The sequence below is a fragment of the Escherichia sp. KTE114 genome (assembly GCF_000407765.1).
In the GTDB taxonomy this organism is placed as follows: Bacteria; Pseudomonadota; Gammaproteobacteria; order Enterobacterales; family Enterobacteriaceae; genus Escherichia; species Escherichia ruysiae.
In genome coordinates, this window is sequence record NZ_KE136626.1 from 1,647,225 (window position 1) to 1,659,741 (window position 12,517).

General features: G+C 52.1%; 12 protein-coding genes. 6 read left to right on the top strand and 6 right to left on the bottom strand.

The features are described 5' to 3' along the window. Positions 1-62 precede the first annotated feature (62 nt). From nirD to tsgA, 3 genes are all read right to left on the bottom strand, one after another. Entirely contained in the window at positions 63-389 is a 327-nt protein-coding gene (gene nirD / locus WC5_RS13095) for a nitrite reductase small subunit NirD (RefSeq protein ID WP_000084764.1), read from the bottom strand. Continuing rightward, positions 386-2,929: an NADPH-nitrite reductase large subunit gene (nirB, locus tag WC5_RS13090; protein ID WP_000049233.1), complete on the bottom strand. Its 2,544-nt coding sequence runs from the start codon at positions 2,927-2,929 to the stop codon at positions 386-388. Before nirB ends, nirD begins: the two co-directional genes overlap by 4 nt. 260 nt (positions 2,930-3,189) lie before the next feature. Next, complete coding sequence (gene tsgA, locus WC5_RS13085; RefSeq protein WP_000185241.1) at positions 3,190-4,371, bottom strand: MFS transporter TsgA; 1,182 nt, start codon at positions 4,369-4,371, stop codon at positions 3,190-3,192. 264 nt (positions 4,372-4,635) lie between these two features. Between tsgA and ppiA the strand changes: the two genes are divergently transcribed. The 5 genes from ppiA to argD all read left to right on the top strand — a co-directional run bounded on the left by ppiA (position 4,636) and on the right by argD (position 7,973). Next, a complete protein-coding gene (gene ppiA / locus WC5_RS13080; protein WP_000477213.1) occupies positions 4,636-5,208 on the top strand; it encodes a peptidylprolyl isomerase A in 573 nt (190 codons plus the stop codon). A 104-nt stretch (positions 5,209-5,312) separates the two neighbouring features. Continuing rightward, entirely contained in the window at positions 5,313-5,480 is a 168-nt protein-coding gene (gene ficA, locus WC5_RS13075; protein WP_000736855.1) for a FicA/YhfG family antitoxin, read from the top strand. Beyond that, positions 5,470-6,072, top strand: coding sequence for a putative adenosine monophosphate-protein transferase Fic (locus WC5_RS13070; protein ID WP_001280620.1), 603 nt, complete (start codon positions 5,470-5,472; stop codon positions 6,070-6,072). Before ficA ends, WC5_RS13070 begins: the two co-directional genes overlap by 11 nt. Positions 6,073-6,103: 31 nt before the next feature. Next, the gene (pabA, locus tag WC5_RS13065) at positions 6,104-6,667 is read left to right on the top strand and encodes an aminodeoxychorismate synthase component 2 (protein WP_000601863.1); all 564 of its coding nucleotides are present in this window, start codon (positions 6,104-6,106) and stop codon (positions 6,665-6,667) included. A gap of 85 nt (positions 6,668-6,752) precedes the next feature. Next, on the top strand, positions 6,753-7,973 hold the full coding sequence (gene argD, locus WC5_RS13060) for a bifunctional acetylornithine/succinyldiaminopimelate transaminase (protein ID WP_000190014.1): 1,221 nt from the start codon (positions 6,753-6,755) through the stop codon (positions 7,971-7,973). A gap of 91 nt (positions 7,974-8,064) precedes the next feature. Here the strand turns inward: argD and WC5_RS13055 are convergent, their stop codons facing one another. Both WC5_RS13055 and crp read right to left on the bottom strand, forming a co-directional pair. Next, entirely contained in the window at positions 8,065-10,155 is a 2,091-nt protein-coding gene (locus WC5_RS13055; protein WP_000269295.1) for a YccS/YhfK family putative transporter, read from the bottom strand. A 50-nt stretch (positions 10,156-10,205) separates the two neighbouring features. Continuing rightward, positions 10,206-10,838: a cAMP-activated global transcriptional regulator CRP gene (crp, locus tag WC5_RS13050; RefSeq protein ID WP_000242755.1), complete on the bottom strand. Its 633-nt coding sequence runs from the start codon at positions 10,836-10,838 to the stop codon at positions 10,206-10,208. 301 nt (positions 10,839-11,139) lie between these two features. Here crp and WC5_RS13045 point away from each other — a divergent pair, with 301 nt between their 5' ends. After that, positions 11,140-11,544 carry an OsmC family protein gene (locus WC5_RS13045; RefSeq protein WP_001148908.1) on the top strand — a complete coding sequence of 135 codons (405 nt, stop codon included), beginning with the start codon at positions 11,140-11,142 and terminating at the stop codon, positions 11,542-11,544. Positions 11,545-11,598: 54 nt separating this feature from the next. On the opposite strand, the gene WC5_RS13040 is transcribed toward WC5_RS13045, so the two are convergent. Then, a complete protein-coding gene (locus WC5_RS13040) occupies positions 11,599-12,468 on the bottom strand; it encodes a phosphoribulokinase (RefSeq protein ID WP_001274700.1) in 870 nt (289 codons plus the stop codon). Between the last annotated feature and the right edge of the window lie 49 nt (positions 12,469-12,517).

Sequence of the window (12,517 nt, forward strand, 5' to 3'; positions counted from 1 at the left end):
TATACCGAAGGTTATTACAGGACCATGCAAAAAGGGGAGGCATTGCGCCTCCCGTTAAAACATTAACCGCGCAGTTGTACCACGCCGTCTTTCACTCGCGCTTCGTAATGCTTGACGGAAAACTGTTCGTCTTCCATGCACAAACCGTCGCTTAAGCGAAAACGCTGTTTTTTCAGTGGACTGGCAACCCACAGCTCGCCCTGGTGTTCCGCAATCAGCCCGCGTGACAGCACGCTGGATTCGAAGAACGGATCGATGTTGCTGATCGCAAACACCTGGTCGCTGTGATACGGGCGGAAAATGGCTACCTGCTCGTCACCTAACAGCGCGCAGACGCCGGTTTCAGGCAGGATGTCATCGATTTTGCAGATGTCTTTCCACTGGCTCATGCGTTGTCCTCCACCAGAGTTACCGGGATACGTTCATACGGCGTTGCCGGACGGTGCTGTTCGCGTTCTGGCACCATCTGCACGTTCGGGTCACGCTTATCGCTGTTGATGAAGTGTTTGAAGCGAGTCTGCGCAGACGGCGTATTGACCGTTTCAGTCCACTCACACACTACCGCTTCACGCAGGCGCGCCATCTCTTCTTCCAGATGTGCATTCAGCCCCAGTTTGTCGTCAATGATCACCGCTTTCAGGTAATCAATACCGCCTTCGAGGTTTTCTAACCACGGCGCGGTACGCGTCAGTTTGTCGGCGGTGCGGATGTAGAACATCATGAAACGGTCGAGATATTTGATCAGCGTTTCGCGATCGATATCCGCCGCCAGCAGATCCGCATGACGCGGTTTCATGCCGCCGTTACCGCAAACGTACAGGTTCCAGCCTTTTTCGGTGGCGATGATACCCACGTCTTTACCCTGAGCTTCTGAACATTCACGGGTACAGCCAGAGACACCGAACTTCATTTTGTGCGGAGTACGGATGCCTTTGTAGCGGTTTTCCAGTTCCACGCCGAGACCCACGCTGTCGCCAACGCCGTAGCGGCACCAGGTGCTACCCACGCAGGTTTTCGCCATACGCAGTGCTTTCGCATAGGCATGACCGGTTTCGAAGCCTGCTTCAATCAGCTGACGCCAGATCTCCGGCAGATCGTCTTTCTGTGCGCCAAACATTGCCAGACGCTGGGAGCCGGTGATTTTGGTGTAGAGATTAAATTCACGCGCGATACGACCCACTGCCATCAGTCCTTCCGGGGTGATTTCACCGCCCGGAGAACGCGGGATCACCGAGTAGGTGCCGTCTTTCTGGATGTTAGCGAGGAAGTTGTCGTTAGAATCCTGCAGCGGAGTATGTTCCGGCTTCAGAATGTATTCGTTCCAGCAGGAGGCCAGCAGCGAACCGACGGTCGGTTTACAAACTTCACAACCGTAGCCTTTGCCGTGTTTCGCCAGCAGTTCTTCGAAGGTTTTAATGCCTTCAACGCGGATCAAATGGAACAGTTCCTGACGCGAATAAGCAAAGTGTTCGCACAGGTTGTTGTTAACTTCGATACCCTGTTTCGCCAGTTCCGCATTCAGTACCTGAGTTACCAGCGGGATACAGCCGCCGCAGCCAGTACCGGCTTTGGTTTCGGCTTTCAGCGCCGCAACGGTATGGCAGCCTTTGTTGATAGCAGCAATCAGGTCGCCTTTGGTGACGTCGAAGCAGGAGCAGATTTGTGCGCTGTCCGGCAGTTTATCTACACCGATAGATGGCTTACCGCTACCGGAGTGCGCTGGCAGGATCAGGGAATCCGGGTTTTCTGGCAGTTCGATAGCGTTCAGCACCAGTTGCAGCAGGTTGCCGTAATCGCTGGTATCGCCCACCAGTACCGCACCGAGCAGGGTTTTGTTGTCTTCGCTGACAACCAGGCGTTTGTAGATCTCTTTGCTTTCGTCGAGGTAAACATAGCTACGCGCGCCTGGTGTACGACCATGCGCATCGCCAATACCGCCAACGTCCACGCCCAGCAGTTTCAGCTTGGCGCTAAGGTCAGCGCCTTCAAAGGCGTTTTCGCTACCGAGAATGTGGTCAACGGCGACCTGCGCCATTTTGTAGCCTGGTGCTACCAGACCAAATACACGGTTGTTCCAGCTTGCGCATTCACCGATAGCGTAGATATCCGGATCGGAAGTCTGGCAGGAATCATTAATGACGATACCCCCACGCGGAGCAACGTCCAGACCACACTGAGTTGCCAGTTTATCGCGCGGACGGATACCGGTAGAGAAGACGATAAAGTCAACTTCCAGCTCGCTACCGTCGGCAAAACGCATAGTTTTACGCGCTTCAACACCTTCCTGCACAATCTCAAGGGTATTTTTGCTGGTGTGAACGCGTACGCCCATGCTTTCGATTTTGCGACGTAGCTGCTCGCCGCCCATCTGATCAAGCTGTTCCGCCATCAGCATCGGGGCAAATTCGATAACGTGGGTTTCAATGCCTAAGTTTTTCAGTGCGCCAGCGGCTTCCAGACCTAACAGGCCTCCGCCAACAACGGCACCGCGCTTGCTGCGACGGGCGCAGGATTCAATCGCGTTGAGGTCTTCAATGGTGCGATAAACAAAGCAGTCCTGAGTATCAGAACCTTTGATCGGCGGGATCCACGGGTAGGAACCGGTCGCCATGATCAGCTTGTCATAATAAACGGTACGCCCGGCGCTGGAGTGGATCACCTTTTCCTGACGGTTGATGGTGATAGCGCGTTCGCCGACCAGAACTTTGATGCCGTGTTTCTCGTAAAAGCCTTCGCGCACCAGCGACAGCTCTTCGGCGGTGTGGTGAGAGAAGTAAGACGAGAGGTGTACGCGGTCATAAGCGATGCGCGGTTCTTCACAGAAAACGGTAATATCAAAGTTGGCCGCATCAGATTTATCAAGAAGATCTTCGATAAAGCGATGGCCGACCATACCGTTACCGATAATTGCGAGTCTGACTTTGCTCATTTTTGCCTCGATTTCTTTTCTATTACCGCCTACCTTAACGATTCAGCAACCCCACTTATTGATGCAAATCAAATTCACCTTTATATACTCCTTAAGAGGTATATTGCTGATTTGTATAAATATTCTTAAGTCACGGAATTGTCTGACATTTCATGTTTGTGCAAAAAACAGACAAAATGAAAGCATTTATAGAGATGAAGGCTCGTTGCGGGAGATGAGAGGAAAAGCCGGACGACGAAAGTGCCGCCCGGCATTGGTAATTAATGAGAGGTCAGGGTGTTGTGCTGACGGTGACGGCTGACAAAGCCTAACAGGAAGCACATCACGAATACCACAGCGTACAGACCGTTTGCAGTGAGCAGCGCCGCCTGTGGACCGCTATGCTCTACGATCGGACCAGTAACCACAAAGGTCAGCATGGTGCCGATGGTTCCACAGGTGAGTACGAAGTTAACCAGTTTTGGCGACGGTACTTTTGTCTGCTGGGAACCCAGAGTGATGATGGTGGTATAAATTGCGCTGGAGAAGAAGCCCAGAGCAAGAATAGACCACGCCATATGCGCTGGTGTTCCGGTGTTAAAGACATACATCAGAATCGCAGCCAGGCCTGCCAGCACGGTCAGAATACGTTGCAGGTCAAAGAAACGCAGAATAAAGCTGAACGCCCACATGCCGACCATGTACGACATCCAGAAGTTGCTCACCAGCGTACCCGCATCGTTCAGGCTCATGCCCAGACCTTTGGCGTACTCTGGCACCCAGGAGATAAAACCTAACTGACCGAGGATGTAGCACAGCGCAGCAATCGAGAGAAACAGCACGCCGATCCCCCACTTTTCTTTCGCTACCGGAGCGTCAGCTTTTGGCGCATGTTTGCCCAGCGCCGGGAACTCACAGCCGAAGGTCAGAATAAAAATAGCGACGTACACAAGCCCGATGCAGGCATAAACCCAGTACCACTCAATGCTGCGCGCCAGCAGAAATGCGGCGATCATCGGGAAAATCATCCCTGCCATACTGAAGAAGGAGTCGGTAAACAGCAGACGGGAACCGCGCTGGCGCCCTTCATACATTTGCGTTACCAGGAATGTACCAATCGACATGGTGATACCGCTGACCACCCCGAGGATGAACATCGCCGCCGAGAACAGCGCCAGGCTGTGGCTGAACATCAAACCGGCAACCGCCAGCACCATCAGGAGAAAGCCAAAACGTAACTGCGTTTTCAGCGGGACAATTTCCATCAGCCAGGCGTTGAGGAAGATAGAGATTAAAATGCCGGCATTGAGGAAGGTGAAGGTGTTACTCATACTGGAAACAGGCAGATTGAAATAATCGGCGATATTTCCCATCACCATCCCGGTGACAATAACCAACGCACCGGTCAGTGCGTAGGAAAGAAAGCTAATCCATGTGAGCTTGATGCGATTGCTGTTAGTCATGATTGGCCTGCGTTAAAAGATAAAATGGCATAGTGGATATGCTGCGAGCGGGGGATTTTAGGTGATTTTGTGATCTGATTAAATATTTAATTGCAAACGGTTGCTAATTTGCAATATTTAAAGTGATTCTGATCACAAAATAAAAGTGATCATCAGGTTACATATATTTCAAGTACGTAAAATTAGGTAAAGGAATGGCCTTGTCATTGAAGGCTATTTAGAATCTCTCCACTTGCTTTTTTTCTGCTCTGTTAAGGAAATCTCATGTTCAAATCGACCCTGGCAGCTTTCGTAGCTGTTTTCGCTCTTTCTGCTCTCTCACCCGTAGCAATGGCAGCGAAAGGGGACCCGCACGTATTGTTAACAACCTCTGCTGGTAATATCGAACTGGAGCTGGATAGCCAGAAAGCACCGGTATCAGTGCAAAACTTTGTCGATTATGTGAACAGTGGTTTTTATAACAACACCACCTTTCACCGCGTTATCCCTGGCTTTATGATTCAGGGCGGTGGATTTACCGAGCAGATGCAGCAGAAAAAACCAAATCCGCCAATCAAAAATGAAGCTGATAACGGTCTGCGCAATACGCGCGGCACTATTGCTATGGCGCGTACTGCGGACAAAGACAGCGCAACCAGTCAGTTCTTTATCAACGTGGCCGACAATGCCTTCCTCGACCACGGTCAGCGTGATTTCGGCTACGCCGTCTTTGGTAAAGTGGTGAAAGGTATGGACGTTGCCGATAAGATTTCCCAGGTGCCGACTCATGACGTTGGTCCATACCAGAATGTGCCGTCAAAGCCAGTAGTTATCCTTTCTGCTAAAGTCCTGCCGTAACGATTTCTCGCGCGGGCAATCTTGCCCGCGCATCTGCTCTTCCGGCGTAACCCTGATTTGCCGCTTATACTTGTGGCAAACGGACACGTTCAGGGAGGCATTAAGTGAAGAAACTCACCGATAAGCAAAAGTCCCGCCTCTGGGAGCTTCAGCGTAATCGTAATTTTCAGGCCAGCCGTCGTCTCGAAGGTGTTGAGATCCCTTTGGTGACACTGACTGCCGCTGAGGCTTTGGTGCGCCTTGAAGAGCTAAGGAGGCACTATGAGCGATAAATTCGGCGAAGGGCGCGACCCGTATCTCTATCCTGGCCTCGATATCATGCGTAATCGGCTGGATATCCGCCAACAGCAGCGGCTGGAGCAGGCGGCTTACGAAATGACGGCGCTGCGTGCCGCGACCATTGAACTTGGTCCATTGGTGCGTGGTTTACCGCATTTGCGTGCTATTCATCGCCAGCTGTATCAGGATATTTTCGACTGGGCGGGGCAACTGCGTGAAGTCGATATTTATCAGGGAGATACACCGTTCTGCCACTTTGCCTATATTGAAAAAGAGGGCAATGCCCTGATGCAGGATCTGGAGGAAGAAGGTTATCTGGTCGGTCTTGAGAAAGCGAAGTTCGTCGAGCGGCTGGCGCACTACTATTGTGAAATCAATGTCCTGCATCCCTTCCGTGCAGGAAGTGGTCTGGCACAGCGGATCTTCTTCGAGCAACTGGCGATTCATGCGGGTTATCAACTGAGCTGGCAGGGTATCGAAAAAGAGACCTGGAATCAGGCTAATCAGAGTGGGGCTATGGGCGATCTCTCTGCGCTGCAGACGATATTTAGCAAAGTGGTAAGCGAAGCCGGGGAATCTGAGTAAAATAGCGCGGTTCTTTCGTACCGGAGCCGCCATGATCCTGCTTATTGATAACTACGATTCTTTCACCTGGAACCTCTACCAGTACTTTTGTGAACTGGGGGCGGATGTGCTGGTTAAGCGCAACGATGCGTTGACGCTGGCGGATATCGACGCCCTAAAGCCGCAGAAAATTGTCATCTCGCCAGGCCCCTGTACGCCCGATGAAGCTGGGATCTCCCTTGAGGCTATTCGCCACTACGCCGGGCGCTTGCCGATTCTTGGCGTCTGCCTCGGTCATCAGGCAATGGCACAGGCATTTGGCGGCAAAGTTGTGCGCGCCGCAAAGGTTATGCACGGCAAAACCTCGCCGATTACACATAACGGTGAGGGCGTATTTCGGGGGTTGGCAAATCCACTTACCGTGACACGCTACCATTCGCTGGTGGTGGAACCTGGCTCATTACCAGCGTGTTTTGAAGTGACTGCCTGGAGTGAAACCCGCGAGATTATGGGGATTCGCCATCGCCAGTGGGATCTGGAAGGGGTGCAGTTCCATCCGGAAAGTATTCTCAGCGAACAAGGGCATCAACTGCTGGCTAATTTCCTGCATCGCTGATTTCTGATTGCCATTTAGTGATTTTTTATGCATATTTTGTGATTATAATTTCACATTGGTTTATGCGTAACAGGGTGATCATGAGATGGCAACTGAACAAACAGCAATTACACGCGCGACTTTCGATGAAGTGATCCTGCCGATTTATGCACCGGCAGAGTTTATTCCGGTAAAAGGTCAGGGCAGCCGAGTCTGGGATCAACAGGGCAAGGAGTACGTCGATTTCGCGGGTGGCATTGCGGTTACGGCATTAGGCCATTGCCATCCGGCGCTGGTGGAAGCGTTAAAAACCCAGGGGGAAACGCTATGGCATATCAGCAATGTTTTCACCAATGAACCGGCGCTGCGTCTCGGGCGTAAGCTGATCGAGGCAACCTTTGCCGAACGCGTGGTGTTTATGAACTCCGGGACGGAAGCCAACGAAACCGCCTTTAAACTGGCACGTCATTACGCTTGCGTGCGCCATAGCCCGTTCAAAACCAAAATTATTGCCTTCCATAACGCCTTTCATGGACGCTCGCTGTTTACCGTCTCGGTAGGCGGGCAGCCGAAATATTCCGACGGCTTTGGGCCAAAGCCGGCAGACATCATCCACGTTCCCTTTAACGATCTCCACGCAGTGAAAGCAGTGATGGATGATCACACCTGCGCGGTAGTTGTTGAGCCGATTCAGGGCGAGGGCGGCGTGACGGCGGCGACGCCAGAGTTTTTGCAGGGCTTGCGTGAGCTGTGCGATCAGCATCAGGCATTATTGGTGTTTGATGAAGTGCAGTGCGGGATGGGGCGTACCGGTGATCTGTTTGCCTATATGCACTACGGCGTGACGCCGGATATTTTGACCTCAGCGAAAGCGTTAGGCGGCGGCTTCCCGATTAGCGCCATGCTGACCACGGCGGAGATTGCTTCTGCGTTTCATCCTGGTTCTCACGGTTCCACCTACGGCGGTAACCCGCTGGCCTGTGCGGTTGCGGGCGCGGCCTTTGATATCATCAATACCTCTGAAGTGCTGGAAGGCATTCAGGCGAAACGCCAGCGTTTTGTTGATCATTTGCAGAAGATAGATCAGCAGTACGATGTGTTTGGCGATCTTCGCGGTATGGGGTTGTTGATTGGCGCCGAGCTTAAGTCACAGTACAAAGGTCGGGCGCGCGATTTCCTTTATGCGGGCGCAGAGGCTGGCGTAATGGTGCTGAACGCCGGGACAGATGTGATGCGTTTTGCACCATCGCTGGTGGTGGAAAATGCGGATATCGATGAAGGGATGCAGCGTTTTGCCCGCGCGGTGGCGAAGGTGGTTGGGGCGTAATAAGACGTGTCATCGTCGCATCAGGCAAAGCATGTCGGATGCGGCGTAAACGCCTTATCCGACCTACGGTTTGCTTCTGGCAATGATGATATTACGCCTTCGAATCCCGTAACTTCCGGCTCAACCAAATCCCGTGATGCGGTCGCTGCCGCCAGGCCATCGCTGAAATGGTGTGCATTGTATTCAGATGGCCAATAACGCGTTGTAAATGCTGCTCCAGCGTGCCAGACGCGCCTTCGTGTGGCAGCATCTCTGGCGAGTCTATGATATTGGCGTCACCAGAACTACCCGGTTCATCATATTCCAGGCGCTGCTGACAGCGTTGAATAGCGATTTCACAAGACTGCAAATATTCCTGCGCCAGTTCCGGCGGTAATGTCCGGTGCTCCCGCGCCAGCGTGGTCATGGCATTAATATGCTCAACAATAAACTGACTATGCGTTACCCACAGTTTCATATCTGCCAGATAATGGCTGTTAAACGCCGGTTCCTGCATCGCCTGGTTCAATGAGTTATACAAGGTGTTATGCGCCTGATTAACCCGCATTCGTTGCCAGGCTAGTGGCGTAGGTTGCGGATCTTTACTGAGGATCAGACGAATGGCCTCCTGGTAAGTTTCTAAGGCATCATGGGCGTTCTTGCGCAATAAGCCGCTCTGCCACTGCGGCCACAGCCACACTGTGCCGCCGAAGGCAATCAGACAGCCGATGATGGTATCAATAAGACGGGGGATGATGTACTGCTCACCATTCAGCCATAACAGTTGCAGGGTATATACAGCGGTAATGGTAAAACCGACCGTCGCCCAGCCGTAGTTTTTGCGCAATATCAGGTAACTGGCGAGCGTGGTGAAAAGCATCAGCGTGAGGGTGTAACCCTCAGGGATTTTAAAGTGCAGCGCAACGCCTGCAATAATTAATCCAACCACGGTTCCCACAGAACGATTCACAATCCGCAGGCGAGTCGCGCCGTAGCCATTTTGCGTCACCAGCAATACCGTCATTAGTATCCAATAGGATTTCGGCAGATGCAGCGCGGTGCCCATCAGACTGGCAATGCTTAACATCACACTCAGTCGTCCGGCATTACGCAGTGCTGGCGATTTCAGGGAAAGATAGCTTTTCAGCGCCGGGAGTAACGGCATTCGGCGCTGTTTATCTGCCAGTAAGTCACGGGCATAGAGTGGTTTTTGCGTTCGCAGCACGCGGGCGATGCGGCTGAAATGCCAGTAGCAGAATTGCCCCACAGGGTTATCCGGATGTTGGCGGGCGATTTTTTCCAGTGCGCCAATTTGCTTTTCCATCGTAAAACGCGTCGGCAGGCGATGATAAAGAATGTCATCAGCCAGCACGCGCAGGCGAGCGGCGACGGTTTGCGCATTCCAGCGGATAACTTCCTCCGCATGGCTACGCTCGACCAGCTTTTGCACCTCTTCCGGCTGATGCAAACTGACCGAAATGTGTTCCTGTAAATCCAGCGCCTCCTGGAAAATGCGCAGCATCCGCTTGTAATCGGTATTATTTTGCGCGGAAAGCATATGCATTTGCTGATAGCACTGGGTAATTAAATCGACCGCTTTTTGCTGGCGTTCCAGCAGCGGTGGCAACGCTTTCTCAGGATCGGTGTGCTGGGTAAGCAGGCTGTATTTGGCTTCGCAATAATCTGCCAGTTCACGGTACAGCAGGCTAAGGGACTCACGTAGCGGTTGTTCGCGCCAGAGCCAGAACCAAAACCAGTTAAACAGCCCATACCAGAGTGTACCTAACGCATAGATGAGCAACGGTTCCCAGACGGGCATGTATCCCGCCAGACTTAAGGTAAAAATAGCTGCCAGCAGCGATGCGGGAAGTAATTTTGCGTGTAATGGCCCTAACTCGGCAGTAACGCCAAGTATCAACGTTAACCCCGTCAGCAGAAATGGCAGGGGGATATCTTTTTCCAGCAGCAGTTGTGTTAGCAAGCTGCAGGTGGCAAACAGCGACGCACCAATAATTAAACGTTTGAAAAAACGTTTATGGGGAGTATCAAGCCCCGCAATATTGCAACAGGCGGGGACGAGGGAAAAGAGCAGCCCGAGTCTTAATTCGCCAAGCAATAGACCAACGGCCACGGGCAAACATAGCACCAGCGTTTGTCGTAGTGCATAGTTGATATCGGGATGATAAATCAGTCTGCGCCACATCGGGTTAAACAAAATGGCGCGCTACTCAGTAACGCGCCACTCCGACGGGATTAACGAGTGCCGTAAACGACGATGGTTTTACCGTGTGCGGAGATCAGGTTCTGATCTTCCAGCATCTTCAGAATGCGCCCCACGGTTTCACGAGAACAGCCGACAATCTGACCGATTTCCTGACGGGTAATTTTGATTTGCATACCGTCAGGGTGAGTCATGGCATCCGGTTGTTTTGCCAGGTTCAGCAGAGTCTGTGCAATGCGGCCCGTTACATCGAGGAACGCCAGGTTACCCACTTTCTCTGAAGTGACTTGCAGACGACGCGCCATCTGTGCGGAGAGACGCATCAGAATATCCGGGTTTACCTGAATTAATTGGCGGAATTTTTTGTAGGAAATTTCAGCCACTTCACAGGCGGTTTTCGCACGTACCCATGCGCTACGTTCCTGGCCTTCTTCAAACAGGCCCAGTTCGCCAATGAAATCACCCTGATTCAGATAAGAGAGGATCATTTCTTTACCCTCCTCGTCTTTGATCAGCACTGCCACAGAGCCTTTAACGATGTAGTACAGCGTTTCCGCTTTTTCACCCTGGTGAATAAGCGTGCTCTTGGATGGGTACTTATGAATGTGGCAATGAGACAAGAACCATTCGAGAGTCGGGTCTGTTTGCGGTTTGCCAAGCACCATGCGCGGTTATCCTCTGTTATAAGCTTTCTCCAGAGCCAGAAAACGCCGCTGTCTCTGGATTGCCGAAATGTGCTTCCCGCTACCTGGGAAGGGGCTATCAACTGAACTGCACGGTAATGTGACGTCCTTTACATACATGCAGTACATCAATGTATTACTGTAGCATCCTGACTGTTTTAGCATAGCTTTCGCGTTGTGTCTCCTGGTGTCTCGCTTCAGCATGACCCAGGTCGCCTTCCGTTGCGCGATTTGGTCAGTACGCGTACTCTGTCAGGAAAATTGACGCAATGGAGTTTCGATTATGCAAGCGCGTGTGAAGTGGGTCGAAGGGTTAACCTTTCTGGGCGAGTCCGCCTCTGGTCACCAGATTTTAATGGATGGCAACTCTGGCGATAAAGCGCCAAGTCCGATGGAAATGGTGTTGATGGCGGCAGGTGGCTGTAGCGCAATTGATGTGGTTTCTATCCTGCAAAAAGGGCGTCAGGATGTGGTCGATTGTGAAGTAAAATTGACCTCTGAACGCCGCGAAGAGGCACCACGCCTGTTTACGCACATTAATCTGCATTTTATCGTCACCGGTCGTGACCTGAAAGACGCAGCGGTTGCGCGTGCGGTCGATCTCTCAGCCGAGAAGTATTGCTCAGTCGCGTTGATGCTGGAAAAAGCGGTGAATATTACTCACTCGTATGAAGTGGTTGCCGCGTGATTTAACTATCCCGTTGTGAAGCCGGAGAGTATTTTATCCGGCTTAATAGCAGAGTTACTCGATTTTCTTCCCTTCCATCAGTCGTTGCACCAGCGGCAGCATAATTAACTCCATTGCCAGACCCATTTTGCCGCCCGGCACCACTAATGTATTGATGTGGGAAATGAACGAGCCTTGCAGCATCGCCAGCAGCCAGGGGAAATCGATTCCCTCCAGATTACGAAAATGGATTACCACAAAGCTTTCATCCAGCGATGGGATGCCTTTTGCGGCGAAGGGGTTTGAGGTGTCAACGGTGGGGACGCGCTGGAAGTTAATATGGGTGCGAGAAAACTGCGGTGTGATGTAGTTGATATAGTCTTCCATTGAGCGAACTACCGAGTCCATCACCGCTTCTCGCGAGTGCCCGCGCTCGCCGGTATCGCGAATGAGTTTTTGAATCCACTCCAGGTTAACGATAGGCACTACACCAACCAGTAAATCCACATGCTGCGCGACGTTATGTTGTGGTGTGACCACGCCGCCGTGCAAACCTTCATAAAACAGCACATCGGTGGGTTCTGGCAGCGCCTGCCACGGGGTAAACGTACCAGGCACCTGATTCCACGGTACGGCTTCGTCGTAGGTATGCAGATATTTGCGAGATTTCCCTTTGCCGCTCTGGCCGTATTCAATGAAGGTTTGTTCCAGCAGGCCGAAGTCGTTAGCTTCGGGGCCGAAGTAGCTGATATGCCGTCCTGCATCGCGCGCCTTGCGGATCGCCATGTCCATTTCCGGGCGGGTGTAGCGGTGAAAACTGTCGCCTTCTACCTCGGCTGAGCGCAGATTTAACTGCGCGAATATTTTACGAAACGCGAGGCTGGTGGTGGTGGTTCCCGCGCCGCTGGACCCTGTTACTGCAATGACCGGATGTTTGGCAGACATAGTAACTCCATGACCTGGTTATCATTATTATCTCGTCCGCCGACGGTTG